Source organism: Geminocystis sp. CENA526, assembly GCF_050753365.1.
Lineage (GTDB): Bacteria > Cyanobacteriota > Cyanobacteriia > Cyanobacteriales > Cyanobacteriaceae > Geminocystis.
Genome location: NZ_JBLZFY010000038.1, coordinates 1 through 18,741, shown reverse-complemented (window position 1 = coordinate 18,741; position 18,741 = coordinate 1). Strand labels below are relative to the sequence as shown.

Annotated in this window: 14 protein-coding genes, 2 tRNA genes and 1 pseudogene; 8 read left to right on the top strand and 9 right to left on the bottom strand. The window is 34.2% G+C overall.

Annotated elements, in window-relative coordinates:
- Positions 1–19 precede the first annotated feature (19 nt).
- The 3 genes from ACN4EE_RS11860 to ACN4EE_RS11850 all read right to left on the bottom strand — a co-directional run bounded on the left by ACN4EE_RS11860 (position 20) and on the right by ACN4EE_RS11850 (position 2,961).
- The gene (locus ACN4EE_RS11860) at positions 20–373 is read right to left on the bottom strand and encodes a hypothetical protein (protein ID WP_431706654.1); all 354 of its coding nucleotides are present in this window, start codon (positions 371–373) and stop codon (positions 20–22) included.
- A gap of 212 nt (positions 374–585) precedes the next feature.
- Entirely contained in the window at positions 586–1,749 is a 1,164-nt protein-coding gene (hemH, locus tag ACN4EE_RS11855) for a ferrochelatase (protein WP_431706653.1), read from the bottom strand.
- A gap of 570 nt (positions 1,750–2,319) precedes the next feature.
- Positions 2,320–2,961, bottom strand: a complete 642-nt coding sequence (locus ACN4EE_RS11850; protein ID WP_431706652.1) for a D-glycero-alpha-D-manno-heptose-1,7-bisphosphate 7-phosphatase — start codon at positions 2,959–2,961, stop codon at positions 2,320–2,322.
- 54 nt (positions 2,962–3,015) lie between these two features.
- Between ACN4EE_RS11850 and plsY the strand changes: the two genes are divergently transcribed.
- Positions 3,016–3,654, top strand: a complete 639-nt coding sequence (gene plsY / locus ACN4EE_RS11845) for a glycerol-3-phosphate 1-O-acyltransferase PlsY (RefSeq protein ID WP_431706651.1) — start codon at positions 3,016–3,018, stop codon at positions 3,652–3,654.
- 81 nt (positions 3,655–3,735) lie between these two features.
- On the opposite strand, the gene ACN4EE_RS11840 is transcribed toward plsY, so the two are convergent.
- A complete protein-coding gene (locus ACN4EE_RS11840; protein WP_431706650.1) occupies positions 3,736–4,245 on the bottom strand; it encodes a hypothetical protein in 510 nt (169 codons plus the stop codon).
- 155 nt (positions 4,246–4,400) lie between these two features.
- Here ACN4EE_RS11840 and ACN4EE_RS11835 point away from each other — a divergent pair.
- Both ACN4EE_RS11835 and ACN4EE_RS11830 read left to right on the top strand, forming a co-directional pair.
- Positions 4,401–4,482, top strand: a tRNA-Tyr gene (locus ACN4EE_RS11835).
- 2 nt (positions 4,483–4,484) lie between these two features.
- Positions 4,485–4,556 (top strand) — tRNA-Thr (locus ACN4EE_RS11830).
- Between the two features lie 471 nt (positions 4,557–5,027).
- On the opposite strand, the gene ACN4EE_RS11825 is transcribed toward ACN4EE_RS11830, so the two are convergent.
- A complete protein-coding gene (locus tag ACN4EE_RS11825; protein WP_431706649.1) occupies positions 5,028–7,436 on the bottom strand; it encodes a DUF3987 domain-containing protein in 2,409 nt (802 codons plus the stop codon).
- A gap of 519 nt (positions 7,437–7,955) precedes the next feature.
- A complete protein-coding gene (locus ACN4EE_RS11820) occupies positions 7,956–8,600 on the bottom strand; it encodes a hypothetical protein (protein WP_431706648.1) in 645 nt (214 codons plus the stop codon).
- A 401-nt stretch (positions 8,601–9,001) separates the two neighbouring features.
- On the opposite strand from ACN4EE_RS11820, the gene ACN4EE_RS11815 reads away from it, so the two are divergent.
- Complete coding sequence (locus ACN4EE_RS11815) at positions 9,002–9,331, top strand: type II toxin-antitoxin system CcdA family antitoxin (RefSeq protein ID WP_431706647.1); 330 nt, start codon at positions 9,002–9,004, stop codon at positions 9,329–9,331.
- A gap of 549 nt (positions 9,332–9,880) precedes the next feature.
- Here ACN4EE_RS11815 and ACN4EE_RS11810 read toward each other — a convergent pair.
- Positions 9,881–11,341, bottom strand: coding sequence for a site-specific integrase (locus tag ACN4EE_RS11810; protein ID WP_431706646.1), 1,461 nt, complete (start codon positions 11,339–11,341; stop codon positions 9,881–9,883).
- 319 nt (positions 11,342–11,660) lie between these two features.
- Positions 11,661–12,716, bottom strand: a complete 1,056-nt coding sequence (gene acsF, locus ACN4EE_RS11805) for a magnesium-protoporphyrin IX monomethyl ester (oxidative) cyclase (protein WP_431706645.1) — start codon at positions 12,714–12,716, stop codon at positions 11,661–11,663.
- 538 nt (positions 12,717–13,254) lie between these two features.
- Here acsF and ACN4EE_RS11800 point away from each other — a divergent pair.
- Positions 13,255–17,277: a magnesium chelatase subunit H gene (locus tag ACN4EE_RS11800; protein ID WP_431706644.1), complete on the top strand. Its 4,023-nt coding sequence runs from the start codon at positions 13,255–13,257 to the stop codon at positions 17,275–17,277.
- Between the two features lie 192 nt (positions 17,278–17,469).
- Complete coding sequence (locus ACN4EE_RS11795) at positions 17,470–17,733, top strand: transcriptional regulator (RefSeq protein WP_431706643.1); 264 nt, start codon at positions 17,470–17,472, stop codon at positions 17,731–17,733.
- Here ACN4EE_RS11795 and ACN4EE_RS11790 read toward each other — a convergent pair.
- Positions 17,730–17,873 carry a hypothetical protein gene (locus ACN4EE_RS11790; RefSeq protein WP_431706642.1) on the bottom strand — a complete coding sequence of 48 codons (144 nt, stop codon included), beginning with the start codon at positions 17,871–17,873 and terminating at the stop codon, positions 17,730–17,732. The genes ACN4EE_RS11795 and ACN4EE_RS11790 overlap by 4 nt on opposite strands.
- A gap of 20 nt (positions 17,874–17,893) precedes the next feature.
- On the opposite strand from ACN4EE_RS11790, the gene ACN4EE_RS11785 reads away from it, so the two are divergent.
- Positions 17,894–18,379: a DUF29 domain-containing protein gene (locus tag ACN4EE_RS11785; RefSeq protein ID WP_431706641.1), complete on the top strand. Its 486-nt coding sequence runs from the start codon at positions 17,894–17,896 to the stop codon at positions 18,377–18,379.
- Positions 18,380–18,467: 88 nt separating this feature from the next.
- Positions 18,468–18,638: pseudogene (locus tag ACN4EE_RS11780) on the top strand (GDP-mannose 4,6-dehydratase); the annotation flags it as partial.
- Positions 18,639–18,741 lie beyond the last annotated feature (103 nt).

Here is an 18,741-nt window from a genome sequence, read left to right as displayed (position 1 = left end):
CAAAAACAGGAATAAAAAATTATTTTCCGATTTGAGAAGCCATAGCTTTAAAACCGGCTAAACTAGGACCGGGGCGACGACGAGATTGAGGTACATTATTAGTAACGTATTTACCTGCATAATTGTTGGTTTCGCTAACGGAAGTACTACCATTATTTTGATTAGAGTAGTTTTTAATCGCTTTTACCCAATCAGGCACATCATAACTTACATTAGCAGATTTAACGGCAACGGGAGCAGATTTTGCTTCTTCAGAAGTGGCAGTTTCAGAAGTTTCGGTAGTTGTTTCTTCACTGGCAACGGTTTCAGGGGTTGCTGGTGCTTCAAAAAAGTAGTCTTGAGATTTTTTCTTGCCAAAAAGTTTATTTAACACTATGTTTCTCCGTATATATATATTTTGATTTAAAATTTGTTGATAGCACACATTTTAAGATAGCGTTCTATCCCTTTTGAATATATCAGAATTTGGACTTTTTTCTCGGTTCGATCGAAATTTTTTGAACAATTGAATGTCTATTTCGATTAATACAAGTGTTGACGGGTTGAACAGTGTTCAACCCCTACATTATCTCAAGCAAATTTTAGTTACAAAATGCCGACAAGGTGTAAAGGACCATGACCACTAATGATTTCTACCACTAAAGCTAAAAATCCTAACATAGCTAATCGCCCATTCCACACTTCCGCCGCACTGGTTAAACCCCATTCCCATTTTTCTTGAGGATACATCTTCATATTTTTCTTAGGATGTGTCACTTCATCAAAACGTAAAGGAGTTTTTTCTAAGGCTTGAGTTGTTAAGTTGCTTAAAGCCTCGATAAACATTGGATGAGTATTTAAGGCAGGTACTCGTTTAAAGTTACTAATACCCACTTCTTCGGCGACTTCCCTATATTCAAGATCGATTTCTTGTAATGTCTCGATATGTTCAGAGACAAAGCTAATAGGTACAACTAACAAATCTTTGATGTTTTGTTCCCCTAACTCATGCAATGCGTCTTCTGTGTAAGGTTTTAACCATTCCACAGGACCGACTTTACTTTGATAAGCTAAAGTATAAGGATTACCAGTATTAAGGGTTTTCATAATCAATTCTGTACATTCTTCGATTTCCACTTGATACGGATCACCCGCTTCGGTAACATAGGTTTTGGGTACACCATGCGCACTGAAGAAGATATGTACCCCATCAGGGTTAGCAAATTGTTGTAATTCCTGCCTAATCAAGTCCGCCATGGCTTGTAAATAACCTTGATGATTATGCCATGAGGGTATCAAAGTATATTCCACATTTTTGAGATGAGGATCAGTTTTCCACATTTCTTCCAATACCCGAAAACTTGAACCACTGGTACTAATGGAAAATTGCGGATATAAGGGTAAGATAACTAATTTTTCAATATTATCCTTTTTAATCTGTTCGATCGCTTCTTCGGTAAAAGGATGCCAATAACGCATTCCCACATAAACTTGAATATCGATACCCTGTTCTGATAACTTAGATTGTAAGGCTTGAGCTTGAGCTTCGGTAATTTGTAATAAAGGCGAACCTCCCCCTATTTCCATATAATTCGCTTCAGATTTTTTACTGCGCAGGGTAGAAATTAACCAAGCAAGGGGTTTTTGTAGCCAAGGAAAAGGTAAACGGATGATTTCGGGATCTGAGAATAAATTATATAGAAAAGGACGTACATCCTCTAATTTTTCTGGACCACCTAAATTCAATAATAATACTCCTGTACGACCCATGATATTAATATTTTATATTTTAAATTTTCTTTACTAAGTGTAACAATATATTATTGCTAGTTTAAGTTTATTAGCAAAATTAACAATTTACCAAGATAAAACTGAAAAATCCTTCAATTTTTGTTGTTTTTTGTTTCAATTCGTAATAATTAATGAGATTTACTCAAACTTAATATTACCCATTATAAAGGTTATTGCTAATAATTCTCAATATATTTTTTTAATTAGGGTCTGCTGAATAAATCAGAAAGCTATAAAAATCAAGGCTTGGGGCATCTTGAAATTAATAAAAAAGTGTGTCTTTTTGATAATTTTGACTCAAAAACTAGGTAGGGTTTGCTGAATAAATCAGAAGACTATTAAAATCAACGGTTTTGACATACTACATCAACTGAAAAGTGTTCAATTTTCACAATTTTTACTGAAAAACTGAGCATTTTTTACTAAATTTTATTTAAAACAACTTTGTAATTATACGTTGATACAAAGCCTCAAAACCTTGATTTTTGTCATTTATTCACTCTTCCCTTTTCCCTTTTCCCTTTTCCCTCTCTTCATCAAAATACTTTTTCAGCAGACTCTAATTAATTTTACGGTTTCTAAAAGACAATCAAAAATAGGGATAGATATAGCATCGTTATATTTAACAAAGGCATAATTTGACTGTTTCAAAAACTCCTGTTGCCTATTGCCTTTGGCTTTTTGCCCACCTTCATCATTATCTATTATTTCCTGACTGACTATAGATAGATGTTGCTTGGTTTCTTTTCCTCTACCCGTTAACACTAATACGGGTTGACATTGCGCATTTATAGCACATTCTATATCACTAGGAGCATCGCCAATAAAGTACGATCGAGCTAAATCAATATGATGATGTTGACTATAAGTCTCTAAAAGATAAGGAGAAGGCTTACGACAATGACAATTATCAGCAGGTTGATGAGGACACATTAAAATATCTGCAAATTGTACTCCGAATTGACCATATTCTTCTAAAATTCTTTGATGAATAGCCATGACATCATCATAAGTAAAATAACCTCGACTAATGCCCGATTGATTAGTGACAATAACTAAACGATAACCTTGATCTTGCCATAATTTAAGCGCTTCGATCGCACCATCGGGAATTTTTACTTGTTCAGGCTTACTAAGATAAGGGATATATTCTATTACCACCCCATCCCTATCTAAAAATAATGCTTTCATCTATGATTGACAGTTAACAATGAATTTTTATTAACTATTTATTATTCACCATTTATGACTACTTCCTTATTAATTAGTATTAGCCTTATTTTAATTGCTTATTTACTCGGTTCAATTCCCACAGGGTATATACTAGCGCGTATGCTAAAAGGTATTGATATTCGAGAAATGGGTTCAGGTTCAACAGGTGCGACAAATGTACTTAGAAATGTCGGTAAAGGGGCTGCGATCGCAGTGTTAGTTATTGATATGCTTAAAGGAGTATTAGCAGTATTAGCGGTCAAACTGCTGTATAACTATAGTGAGATATTACCTCCCCAATGGCAAGATTGGTTAATTGCGATATGTGCTTTAATAGCAGTGATTGGGCATAGTAAATCGATTTGGTTAAACTTTGCAGGAGGAAAATCAGCAGCCATCAGTTTAGGAATTTTATTGACGATGAATCCCTATGTGGGGTTAGGTACTTTTGCGGTATTTTTAACCGTGTTAGCCATCACTAAAATTGTGTCAATTAGTTCTATTTCCGCTTCGATCGGTGTTAATATTTTGATGTGGATTTTCTTACCCACCATGCCTTATATTGGTTTTGCCATTATTGCCGCCAGTTATGTCATAATTCGTCACCGTAGTAATATCGATCGAATTTTAGCAGGAACAGAACCTCGTATTGGACAACCAGTTAACTCTTAGACTTTTTTCATAATTGTATTTCATAAATGTAGGTTGGGTTAGCGATAGTGTAACCCAACAAAACATCACCTACTGAATAAATTAAGCCAAAACAAAATCAACATCATTAGTTCCAGAAGTTTCCCCCTCTCCAGACTGTAGTTTTTTGCCATTAACAGCCACAGCAAAAGGAGTATTTTGCATATTTAAACGATAATCAGTCTTAGAAGCAGTATAACCAACACTACCAATCATTTCTCGTCCTTTATCAGTATAAAGAAAAACGAGCATCTGATTTTTCGATTGTTGTTGATCATAAGCCCAAATTACCATATAATCCTTGTCTTGATACTCAAAGATTTTCGGCGATCGATTAGGTTGATAACGTCCTACAGTACCAAAAGTCTTATCGAGAAAATCTTGCACAGAATTAGACTCAACTACAGCAAAAGCTACTTCCTCTTGAGGATTAGAAATAGAAGCATCCTCTGGCAATTGACTAACCGCCTCTTCTTGTTTTTTCTCCTGAAAATAGTCCACAGCCTTTTTTACTCCGATCGCACCCACTGTAGCGATACCTGCACCGATAAGAATATTGCGTAATTTACTCATAATTTAATTGAATCTATTTACTACATTCCATTATCCATTAAATCCTAGTGGTGAATTGTTAAAACTTTCTATAAAAATTGAATCTTCAAAAAAATTGAAAAATTAGTGGCATTTTGAGAAAAAGTTAGATATAATAATTAAATGTGAAAACAAACGGGTCGATGCCCGAGTGGTTAATGGGGGCGGACTGTAAATCCGCTGGCTATGCCTACGCTGGTTCAAATCCAGCTCGGCCCATCGCCTTTGTAGCTCAGTGGTAGAGCACACCCTTGGTAAGGGTGAGGTCACGAGTTCAATCCTCGTCAAAGGCTTTCTCTCTATTCCTTATACCATAAGGCTTTTAATTGTTTCTTGAGTCTTGAATCTCAAAATCTTACTCAATTCTTACTCAAAATTGATAAAAGATATTTTTGTAAGTGTCATTTAATACGTTTTGGATTCAGTATTGTACATTTATCAATTAATTATTCTGTCAATATGTTGTTAAAGTGAAATGTAAACACAAACATTTATCTTCAAATCAAGAAAAAGGATCATATTCTGTCTAGTTTTGTCTGTTTTGTCTGTGATTACGTTGTAATAATGGCTTAAATCCTTATCGGATAAAGATTCCAAAACACAGACACAAAAACAGACACCTAAAAAATAAGAATGCTTAAAACCCTTACGATAAAAGAGTTAAAAGCATCTTTTGTAAACACAGACAATCTGTCTGTTTTTAGTTTTTGCAGATTTTTAGATAAACTATGTTTCAATAATTTTTAATACATAGTAAAAATAGATTACATTACTTTGATTTTGAAACCCTTTTTAGTGGGTATTTGTTGAGCTTTACCCAATTCCACAAGGGATAACAGTAACTCGTTAATCTCAGTTATGGGAACGGTTTTAAACTCTCTGATATAATCCCTTACCATTGATGCTGTAATTTCACCTTTTTTCTGTACTAACTCAAGGATTTTTAGCAGTTGACTATTCAGTAAATTTTCTTGGCATTTGGTGACAATATAAGCAAAATGTCTCAAATAATAATTCCCTAATGTTATTGCCCGTGCCATAATCTCAGAGTTGATAACGATAGGATTATTGATTAGATTAGGATTAATCAGATTATACAGATAGTGTAAAATACCAGCAAACTTAATTACATCACTCTCAATTTTGCTATGTTTATTTTCTAATTGTGGTAAGGATAAATCTTGTAAACTATCCATAATTCCATGTTGCCACTGTCTGAACATTTCATAGGCTTTATCATCTATCAGTAAATCACTATCAATATTCATATCTAATAAGTTATTGATAATGTCACTGACAACATCCGAAAAAGTAGTGTTATTTTCATTTCTTTGAGTCAGTTTACCTAATGGCATTTTACCGCCCCAAATAATCCACCTTGCACTAATACCAGTTAAATCATTTTCATCACTCAAAATTTGTTTTAATGCCACTTCTTGAATAGTTCCAGTAATGCTAATAGCGGTTCTTTCAAGGAAAATATTATTATCTTCACTAGCACGGGTTTTAATTAGTGCTTTACCTTCATAAAGTTCTAAATCTCTCTGAATGTCATCACCATTATAAAATTTATTCATTCTTTTGAAATACCCTGCTAGTTCATCAACATAACATAAGAACCCTTGTAAATTTTCTGAATGAACTTTGATTAGACCATCAAAAGTACTATCTTGAGTAATATAGCGTTTTTGTACTGGTTTAGGAGTGTCTGTATCATCTGATTGAGTCCATAACTGTAAGGCTTTTTTATACTTCTTATGTTCTTCAATGTTTAAATCTTGTAAAGGATCAACTGCTAATCTTGCAGTAGGTGATTTTTTATTGCCACTTCTTGCCACAATCATAGAACGGATAATAAAAGGCACAATATAACGAGTATTAGGATTAACAATTATTCTTGACCTTGTACCGATAACCGATGCTAAAACTGGTAATAATATCGTGACTATAGCATCAGGATTAGTAGGTATTTCTTGAGCTGATTCTTTAATAATATCTGCTATGTAATCTCCTAAAATATAGCTTAAGTCTAAAGGTTCATTAGGTACATTAATTAAGTCATCTAAATTAGATTTAATATTGTCTAATTCAATGGTTTTATTTTCCCTTTCTATTTTTGCATTAATCGCTGTAACAAGTGAGTTAGGAGATACTTTATACTGTGAACAGAATTGACCTATTTCTAAGTATTTTTGAGATTCTGTAACATGAGATTGTGCTAACTTATTAACTAATTGTTCAAACAAAAAAGGGACGTTATTTTCATTAATATCATCCCTTGATTGTTCATAAGTTTTTGACAGTACTTTAACGTTTCTTTTAAGGTTTTCTCTCATCCATTGAGACTGATTAAAACCATTATTTTTAGCAAGGTAAAATAATGTACCAATACTAACTTTATAACCTTTAAAACTATCCCATTTTTTCTCTAATCCCTTACCATCATATTTACTGCTAGAACTTGACCATTTATCCCAAATATCAAAATCAATACCATGATTGTACAATGCCATACCCACTGTTACCCATTGATGGTAATCATCGCTAGGAATATGGGATAAAGCGGTTTCAATTAACCTCAATTCATCTTGAGGTGATAAGTCATTATCCTTAATGAAAACTAAACAAGTATTGAGTAAATCATAAGATTCTTGAATTGATAGGCAACGGGGAGGTATTTCTTTAATCCACTTGTAATAACCTGTTTCAGGATGCACCGATGGTGGTAAGACACTTGCAAAACCTTGATAACGGATTTCAAGATGATCACCATTGATTGCACAATAATTTTTATATTTGGTTAAGTCATGTTTGCTGATATGTTGCCATAAGGATAGATGTTCAGTGGGTATCTGATAGGCAATCTGATAATGTCCTTTTTTGCCACTTGACCAACACAGACTATCTTGATTGAGTAACCATGAACCAATACCCTTAGCTACCTGATCCGAACTATCACCATCAAAATCTATGGCAACAATTCCACAGCCGTTAAATTCACCTGTTAACAATCCATAACCATTAGCTTTACCGATGCTTAATTGTTTTTGGCAATAGTCATAAGACTTGCCTTTTTGCCATGACTTCTCATAGTATTCTTTATTTTTGCAGACTGCAAAACGATCAAAACTATAAAGTTTTTTGAGGGAAAAACCTTGATTTTTTGGTATCATATACTTATTAGATTTTTAATTTGCTATTAAGAGTGTTTGGCGCACTCATAAAAATATTATAGCTAAAAAGCAGTTAAGGGACTGCTAAACAATCCCTTAAATTATTATTGCTTGTATTTACCCTTCATAGTAAGGGTTTTTTTATAGTTGTTAATTGTTAACATTTTTTTTCCCTTTCTTATAAAGTACTTTTTACCATTATATCAGCACAAAATACAAACTAACCAGTTTTCAGAAGACACAAAAACTAATCGATTAATTTTGTGCATTTTGACGAGTAATTTTGACCACTGACTTAGCAAGTTGTAAAGCGGTTTTCTAGTCAGAGTATAGCGTTTCAGTTATCTATTTACTTAATTAAAAGTACCTTTTTCCTTAGTATTTATAAGGTTTTTAGCGTAACGCTATAGCATTTTGCAATCCTATTTTAGGTTATAAACTTTATAACAACTTGCTAACCAATTTACAGGTAAATTTTACTTGTTATTCAAAATGAATACTCAAAAATGAGCGATTAATTTATAAGTCTAATTTCTCTAATGGACATTTTCTTAGGCAATATCCCCAAATACGATCCTTAGCAATGTCTCTTTGAGTCTTTGGGACTTTGTTAAGTAAACTTTTTAACTTAAATTGACTATGTTCAAAAAAACTATTTGCATTATCACACTCAATAAAATATATATCAGTATCTTGAAATTTTGATTTATTAGCCTCCTTAATAGTTTGATTATAAAATTCTAACCATTTTATTATTTCACTTAGAGAATCATTAAATTCTTGAGAGTTATTAATAATTATATCTATATAAGACTGAGTAAGGTTTTTAAAGTTTAGATAATATTTTTTTCTTAAATCAATATAAGATTCTTTATTACTTCTAAAACTTAGCTTATATTTTTTAGATATTTGATAATTGATGTCGTTTTTTAGATCAAAATCATTTAACCTAAGTATGACTAATTTATTCAGAACATCATCTAATTTAAGATCATCATTCCATAAATACCATGATAGATATTTTAAATCATTTAATGAATCACCTAAATAATATTCTATAGTTTTGACTTTACCAGTACCCCCTAACTTCTTAGAATCTCTTTTGGCGATCACCCAATAATATTTATTTTCACCCCTAATACTTTTTTTCTTAAAATATCCCATAATTTGCTATTGTACCCCTACATTTTTATCTATTAATCATAATATCAATTCTGCGATACCTAGAAGCGATTTTAAGAAGTCCTAAAAATAAAGATAGGGTAATATCAAAACACCCTAAGAATTAAAAATAACCTCAATAAATGAAATATCATCTAATTTGCCCTTATTTTGCTCATTTACTCATATATACAGACTCACTGATTAATCATAAGCATAATAAAAGTTACATCAAAAATAGACGTATATATCTTAAACGTTTTATTTATCAGCTATCAGAGAATCAAAACTTACAAAGTAAACATAATACTATTTTTACTCTGATTACAAATACAGACTCACTGATTAGATGCTATTATTTATATATGCACATTATCTGATTGCATATATGCAATAAATGACTTATGGGATATTTAAAGAAAAATGTTAATGAGAACTCTATCAAGGCATTAAAACCTAATAATAGATTACAAGGTGATTTACCTAAAAAGAGATTAAACGTCACCATTGACCATGAGATTTATGAGCAATTAAAAACAACTGGAAATGTATCAGGATTGCTGGAAAAATTAGCTAAGGAATACTTAATGGGTAAATCTGATCATTCACCCTTAGAAGTGAAATTAAGGGATATTTTAGACAAGATTGAGAGTAAAGAAAAAGGCTATAGAAGTAACGGAAGTGGTCAATTAATCTCAGATATAAAAGACTTGGTTAAGACCTTATCAGAATAATCAAAAATATTCGGTACTTATACTAACACCTAAGCCCAAAATATGCACGGAAGATTATTGCACAGACTTATGCAAGTCTGTGATGTACCCCTTAAGGGGTAGCCACTAAGATACCTCTGTACAAAAAGGATTAAAAATCATTCATTATTACTTCGTACCCCTTAAGGGGTAAAGAGCAAGTTGACGTGATGTAAAAAGGTGTTTTTTAAAGGTTCACACTCTACTTTCAAACCTTTAAGGGTTGAAAATAGTTAGACACAGTTAGAAGGCTTATAAAAAGCGGTTTTTGAAATAGTTTAAAAATGTCTGTGTTTGTCTGTTTAATTGTCTGTGTTTATTAATTTCTGAAAGCTTTTTAAATATTAACGTTAAACATATTTACAAATGCAGTTGTCTGTTTTTTGTCTGTGTTTATGATTTAAGTCTTATAAAATATAGCTTTTAAAGTGTATTATATAATTCTAAAACTCTAGTATTTACGTTACTTTTATTGTAAAAACAGACAACTTACGTTTATTTTGCTGTAACTTTTTTGATTTTCAATAAAATTTAAAATAGATAATCAGGTAAATCTACTTGGTAAATATCTTTCAGCAATTCCCACATCAAAGGTTTTATTTTGTCTGTTTCATCTTGAGGTATATTTTGAAGTTTTTGTTCTACTAACTTAACCGCCAATTGAAAAGGTATCGGTTGTTTATGTTTTTTTGATGATTCAAATAAATCTATAATTAATTGACTATCAAAATTTTGGTAATAGCGATAATTAACATCAATGCTATGTCCTAGTGTTTTTGCCCTTAAACTATCAGGTAATCCCATTGCTATACCATTAGCATTACCTAATCTTCTATTTGTATGAGTTTGAGTAATTTTTTTGTGTAAATGCTTATTTGTCCAATTTTCAAGATTTTGTCTAGCATGATTAATTAGAATATGACGTTCATAATTTTTGAGTCTATGAATAAATCTAGGGATGTTTTGTTTAATTTCTAATAGTTCAAATAAATTTGGATATTCAGGAGGTATTAATGGTATGCAAATCTTAAAACCAGTTTTTGCAGTTTTATCCTTATTTTCTCTAAAATCACCAATAACTAAATAATTAGATTTATTTTTTGTATCAGAGATAGCTTTAAATAAAGTATTATCATTACTTTTTATCGTTTTATCTTCCGAAGGTTTATAGCTAGTATCTAAATTTTTTATTGATAATAACTCACCTAATCTTAAAGCATAAATAATTTGTAAACTGAATATCCATAACCAAAATTCTCTTTCTTCTTGATAGCAATTATTTGTATTAATAACTTTTTCTCTTAACAATAAAAATTCAGATAAAGTCAGTGGAGCTTGTATTTCTATTTTTTTCTCAGATATTTGTTTATCCTTACTTATTTTAAATTTTTCTAACTTTTTAGAAATTTTATCCAAATTATTTAGTTTACATAATCGAATGAAAGCACTTAAACAATCTTGAAATTTTTTTTGATATTTATCATCACAATAACTAAATAAAGTATCGTATAGAATCTGATAACTGATTATTTTATTTTCGGGCAACTTATTAAAATACATTTCATTTACTCTTACATAAGAATCTAAATCTGATTTACAACTTTCTAATCGTTTGAGACCTCGTTTATCTTTGCTGTTAAAAAAGTCTTTTCTTACCGTGATAATTGCTTGTTCAATGGTAATAAAATCATTGATAGTATTCTTATTTATTTGTTTAATATTTTCTTCAAACCATTCCCAAAAATCAGACTCAGATTCATAGCTATTTAATTTTTCAGTAACTAAAAGTGCCTTATCTAAAGCATGGTTTAAACCGCTAATGGTAAAAGGTTCGTTGATAGCATAAGTGCTTCGTGGTTTATTTCTTGTCTTAAATTGCAAATATAATTTATTTTCTTTACGACTTATAGAAATTCCCTTTGGAGATTGTTTTCTAATTAATTCATAATGACCTAGAATTTCTTGAAATCCTTTATATTGTTTGTTTGTCATATTTACTCAATTCTTACTCATTTTTTATTTCTGAGTAAGACATCATTAATGTTAAAACCTTATTTTGCAATGATTTTAACATATAATTTGAGTTCAATCCTCGTCAAAGGCTTTCTCTCTATTCCTTATATCATAAGGCTTTTAATTGTGTATTGAGCTTTTAATTATGACAAAAAATAACATCAAATTATTAATTTTGTTTTGATAAACTGATAAGTTATTTACGATCATCTGCACTAGCAATTTTGGCTACAACCTTTGAGGTATATAGGTTGTAGCTTTTCAATAAAAACGAATTTCGGTATTACCTAATTGCTACTTATCGAGCAATGCCTCTTAATGGTTCGGTTTCAATGGGTTTAATCAGATATAAACAGATTAAATTCCAGAATATAGCGATTTGTAAAGGGAGTTTACGCATAAATTTGACGATCGAACTGGCATTACTTTCACTAATTTTAGATAACTCTAAATTATAATCAGAGCATCTTTCTAAACGAGGAAAAAAGTCGGGATGTTCGGTGTCTAAAATAACAGGAAAGGCTTTTGCTGATGTATTGTTTGTGTTTCTGGTGACGGCTCGATCGTACTCTTGAGCATCTAAACCTACAGACTCATAAAAATCCGCTCTTTCGTGTACGGTTAAAGTATGGGTAGCAAAAACAGATAATAAGAAAAATCTTGCCCATAATTTGGCTTTCCAACCTTGCCACATAGAAGATTGCGATCGAAGTAAGGCATTGAAAATATCACCGTGACGACTTTCATCTTGACACCAATGCTCAAATTTTTTGAAAATAGGGTAAAACTGATATTGAGGATGACGTTCTAAATGACGATACATGAGTATATAACGCCAATAACCGATTTTTTCGGAAAGATAAACAGCGTAAATAATCCATTCAGGTTTAAAAAAAGTATAAACACGATGTTTTGTGAGATAACCTAAATCAAGGGAAATATTAAAATCACTCATTGCCTTATTGATAAAACCCGCATGACGTGCCTCATCCCTTGCCATTAAATGAAAAATCTCTGCTAACATGGGGTTACGATCTTTCAATTGACGAGATAATTCTTTAAACAGAATAAAACCCGAAAACTCTGAAGTACAAGACCTTTCTAAAAAGTCAATAAAAGCAGTACGAGTTTTTTCATCAATATTGTTCCAGTCTTTTTCAAAATCTTCGTCTCTGACGAAATGATGACGATTATAGTCATTTTTCATCTCTGCAATCATTGCCTTTAATTCTTCCTCTTGACTAGACAAATCCATATTTGCCATAGCATCAAAATCCGTAGTGTAGAATCTAGGGGTTAAAAGAGTTTCTTTAACGGCGGTTTTCTTAATGGGTTTAATTGCTACTGCGGTCATCTTCTTATTATCGCTTTATAGTTATATTTCTTTTTTATAATTTAAGTGATCAGATTGGTGATTGGCAAGAATTGTTACATTACTTAACCTTATTAGGGGGCTCTGAAAAAGTCTTTTGATGGGGGTAGGGCAAAGGGCAAAGGTTTTAATGGTTTTGATTTTTGCGATCAGATTTTGTAACTGTATAATACTACTCTGTTTTTTGAGCAAAAATTCCTAAAACTAAGCACTTTTAAATTAATTTAACGATGCTCCAAGGCTTGATTTTAATAGTTTTCTGATTTATTCACCAAACTCTAATTAGACATCAATATTTTTTATTACTTTACTGAGTATAAAGATCAAACCTTCCCACTTCTCGATCGAACTTTTTATAAAGGAATGTAAAGAAAAACTACGGATTACCGTAAAGATTAACGTAAGACTAGGTAAAAGAGCCTAGTTTCGTGGTAAAAACAATAAAGAGTGTTTTTTGCACACTGTCATTATCTTTTTCATATTTCTTTTATAATCTCACTTAACAGGAGTTTACAACTTAATGTTTACAAACGTAAAATCCGCCGTTCGTCATATCGCACCCGAAAATTTACAAGGACGTGCTTTAATGAAGGTGGTTTATGTGTTGTTAGAAGCACAATATCAAAGTTCTATCACTGCCGCCGTTAAAGCCATTAACGCCCATAATCCCAACTTGGCGATCGAAGTAAGTGGTTATCTTATCGAGGAGTTACGAAGTCCAGAAAACTACGAAGAATTTAAGAAAGACGTATCCGAAGCCAATATCTTCATTGCGTCTCTTATTTTCATCGAAGACTTAGCCCAAAAAGTTGTGGATGCCGTTACCCCTCACCGTGATAATCTTGATGCGGCGGTGGTTTTCCCCTCCATGCCTGAAGTAATGCGTCTCAATAAAATGGGTACTTTCAGTATGGCACAACTTGGACAGAGTAAGAGTGTCATCGGGGAGTTTATGAAGAAGCGTAAACAAAAAAATGGAGCAGGTTTTGAAGATGCCATGCTCAAATTATTACGCACCCTACCCACCGTTTTAAAATATCTCCCTGTGGAGAAAGCCCAAGATGCACGCAACTTCATGTTAAGTTTTCAGTATTGGTTAGGAGGCAACGCTGATAACCTCGAAAACTTCTTCTTGATGTTAGCGGATAAATACGTTTTCACTGGGGAAAAATCTCTACTCAGCAACCGTGAATATAACGAACCAGTAGTGTATCCAGATATGGGTATTTGGCATCCCCTCGCCCCGAAAATGTTTGAAGACATCAAGGAATATCTTAACTGGTATAATAACCGTGATGACATCAATGATGACTTAAAAGACCCTCTTGCACCTACCATTGGTTTAGTGTTGCAACGTACTCACCTTGTTACTGGTGACGATGCCCACTATGTGGCAATGTTACAAGAATTTGAATATCGTGGCGCTCGTGTTATCCCTATCTTTGCAGGAGGTTTAGACTTCTCCAAGCCCGTTGATGAGTATTTCTTAGATAAAGCAGTCGCAGGAGTTGAGCCGTTACCCATCGTTGATGCTGTAGTATCTTTAACGGGATTTGCCCTTGTAGGCGGTCCTGCAAGACAAGATCATCCGAAGGCGATCGAATCCTTGAAACGTCTGAATCGCCCTTATATGGTGGCTTTACCGTTGGTATTCCAAACTACCGAAGAATGGGAAGAAAGCGATCTCGGTTTGCATCCGATCCAAGTAGCACTACAAATCGCTATCCCTGAGTTAGACGGTGCGATCGAACCTATCATTTTATCAGGGCGTGATGGTAATACAGGTCGATCGATCACTTTACAAGACAGGGTAGAGGCGATCGCAGGACGCGCTTTAAAATGGACAAATTTACGCAAAAAGCCTAAAATTGACAAAAAATTAGCGATTACCGTCTTTAGCTTCCCTCCCGATAAAGGAAACGTGGGTACAGCCGCTTATTTAGACGTTTTCGGCTCAATTCACGAAGTATTAAAGGGCATGAAAAACAACGGCTATGACGTGCAAGACGTGCCAGAAACCGCCAAAGAATTGATGGAGATGGTGATTCACGATGCCCAAGCTCAATATTCTAGCCCCGAATTAAACGTTGCTTATCGCATGAGTGTGGAAGAATACGAGCGTTTAACCCCCTACTCCAAAAAATTAGAAGAAAACTGGGGCGCACCTCCGGGGCATCTTAACAGCGATGGACAAAATTTGTTAATCTACGGTAAAGAGTTTGGTAATGTCTTCATTGGTGTACAACCAACCTTCGGTTACGAGGGCGATCCCATGAGATTACTTTTCTCTCGATCGGCTTCTCCTCATCACGGTTTTGCCGCTTATTATACCTACCTTGAAAAAATTTGGGGTGTGGATGCTGTATTGCATTTTGGAACACACGGCTCATTAGAATTTATGCCGGGTAAACAAATGGGGATGTCTGGAGACTGTTACCCTGATAGCCTCATCGGTAATATTCCCAATATTTACTACTACGCCGCTAACAACCCCAGTGAGGCAACCATTGCGAAACGCCGTAGTTATGCCGCCACCATTTCTTATTTAACCCCTCCTGCGGAAAATGCTGGACTTTACAAGGGTTTAGAGGAATTAAGCGAGTTAATCGGCTCTTATCAGAGTTTAAAAGATAGTGGGCGCGGTGTGCAAATTGTCAATACTATTGTGGACAAAGCTCGTATTTGCAACCTTGATAAAGACATCCCCGAAATTGCTACTCCTGAAGGGCAAGAACCAGATTTATTCGACTCTAGCACTCTATCACAGGACGATCGAGATCAGATCGTGGGTTCAGTGTATCGCAAGTTGATGGAAATTGAATCTCGTTTGTTACCCTGCGGATTGCACGTTATCGGTAAACCTCCCACTGCGGAGGAGGCGATCGCAACCCTTGTTAATATCGCTAGTTTAGACAGAGAAGACGAGGGTATTTTAGCCTTAACTACCATTATCGCTAATAGTATCGATCGAAAAATTGAAGAAATTTACCGCAATGCTGATAAAGGAGTTTTAGCGGATGTGGAATTATTACAAAACATCACCGAAGCCACTCGATCGGCAGTAAGAGCCTTAGTAGAGGAGCAAATCAACGCAGAAGGGCGAGTTTCCTTCGTTTCCAAGCTCAACTTCTTCAATATGGGCAAAAAAGAACCTTGGGTAGCCAAATTACACGAATTAGGTTATACCAAAGTTGATGAAAAAGCCTTAAAACCCCTCTTTGAATACCTCGAATTTTGCTTAGAGCAAGTTTGCGCCGATAATGAATTAGGTGGATTACTCAAAGCCCTTGAGGGAGAATATGTACTACCCGGACCCGGAGGCGATCCCATCCGCAACCCCAATGTATTGCCAACTGGTAAAAATATTCATGCCCTCGATCCTCAAAAAATCCCTACTTTGGCGGCAGTACAATCCGCTAAAATCGTTGTGGACAGACTATTAGAGCGTCAAAAGATCGACAACGGAGGAAACTATCCAGAGACGATCGCCTGTGTATTATGGGGAACGGATAACATCAAAACCTATGGCGAATCATTGGCACAAATTATGTGGATGATTGGGGTTAAACCCGTGCCTGATGCTTTAGGGCGCGTCAACAAACTCGAATTAATTCCCTTAGAAGAATTAGGCAGACCTCGTATTGACGTAGTGGTTAACTGTTCGGGCGTATTCCGTGATTTATTCATCAATCAGATGAATTTACTCGATCAAGCCGTCAAGAAAGCCGCCGAAGCAGACGAACCTTTAGAGATGAACTTCGTTCGTAAACACGCTTTAGCACAGGCTGAAGAAATGGGCATTAACTTACGTCAAGCGGCAACCCGTGTCTTTTCTAATGCTTCTGGTTCATATTCCAGTAACGTTAACCTAGCGGTAGAAAATAGCAGTTGGGAAGAAGAGCAAGAATTGCGGGATATGTACTTAAACCGTAAATCTTTTGCTTTCAACTCCGATAATCCGGGAGTAATGGACGAAAACCGAGCTATGTTCGAGAAATCCTTGAAAACTGCTGATGCAACCTTCCAAAACCTCGATTCTTCCGAGATTAGCTTAACGGATGTATCCCACTACTTCGACTCTGATCCGACCAAAGTTGTGGCAAGTTTGCGCGACGACGGCAAAAAACCATCTGCATATATCGCAGACACTACCACTGCTAACGCTCAAGTGCGTACCTTATCGGAAACCGTGCGTTTAGATGCGCGTACCAAATTATTAAATCCCAAATGGTACGAAGGTATGTTATCTCACGGCTACGAAGGGGTAAGGGAATTATCTAAACGCCTTGTAAATACTATGGGCTGGAGTGCCACCGCCGACGCTGTGGATAACTGGGTTTATGAAGACACCAACACCACCTTTATTCAAGATGAGGAAATGTGTAAACGATTAATGGATTTAAACCCCAACTCATTCCGCCGTATGGTAAGCACTTTACTCGAAGTTAACGGGCGTGGTTACTGGGAAACCTCAGAGGAGAATATCGATCGATTACAGCAACTGTACCAAGAAGCGGAAGATCGCATCGAAGGCATTGAGTAATCATTAACTTTTTAATAAAATCATCAAAAGGTGGGCTAAATGCTCACCTTGTTACTGTTTAATAATAAAATCATTACTCAAATGAATGATTAAATATAGTAAAATCTTTTTTAAATTATAAGGGTGGAGGCGATAAAGGCACTCAACAAAGCGATATAAAAAAGGCAATTCAATTATGGGAGGATTATCGAAATGAAGTTGAAAAATTTTTACGAGACTTTTAAAGATGATTTAATGGATAAAGAATTTGTCATCGGTTATTTGGAAGACGCACTCGAAGAAGGAGGAGTTTCATTGTTTCTCTCGGCTTTGGAAGACGTAGTTATAGTAAATCAAAAGCGCTTAGATACCCAAATATTTAAAGATTTTCTTAATAATCCTAAGCCAGAAATGTCTCTTGTTTTTAAAGTATTAAATTTACTAGGTTTAACTATAAACTTAAGAGTAAAATGCTAAATATGGTTAGTTAAATGAGGTAAAAAAAGATAAAACTCGATCGAACCACCCCATAAACTCGATCGAACCACCCCATAAACTCGATCGAACCGAACCAAACCGAAACTAATCCATGAAAATAATTTATAATAAGCTAACAAAATAATCGGAGGTAGTCGTAATGGTAGCCCAATTAATCAAAAACCAAACAAATTTATACGATACTGATTATAATCTTTGGATATTAGAAACCGTTAAAAAACTAGAAAATCGTGATTTCCATTCCGTTGAGTGGGAGAATTTAATTGAAGAGGTATTAGATTTGAGTAAAAAAGAGAAAAGAAAACTTCAAAGTCTTCTTAAAAAGTTAATTGAACACTTACTAAAATTAACATATTGGGAATCTGAATTAGAAAGAAATCGAAATCATTGGAGAAGAGAAATTCGCAATTTTCGTCAACAAATACAAGAAGAATTAATCGATAGTCCGAGTCTAAAAGTTTATATGATAGAAATTTTTGACGAGTGTTATCAGAAGGGAAGAAGATTAGCTTCCGATGCTTCGGGATTACCTCTTAATACCTTCCCCGAAAAGCCTGAGAGCTTCTGCGGTGCCTTCGGCAACGCACCTCTTGAACAAATCCTCGATGAAAACTGGCTTCCTTAAATCGTCACAAAAATTAACCAAAAGCTCGATCGAACTCTCACCGATATAGGATAACTTAAAAGATAGTTAATTGTTACTCAAGAAACTAATGAACACCGCCTTAATTTGTGGCATATCAGGACAAGACGGAGCTTATTTAGCTAAACTATTATTAGAAAAAGGTTATAATGTTTGGGGAACTTCCAGAGATGCTCAAATATCCCACTTTCGTAACTTAGAATATTTAGGCATTAAAGACAAAGTTAATCTAACTTCATTGGGTTCTCGATGTTGGTTTTGGGGAAGATAATCTCAGAGGATGTGTGGGTTATAGTGCAGAAAATTTAGCTGTAATTCGACATCTAGCTTTAAATCTCCTTACC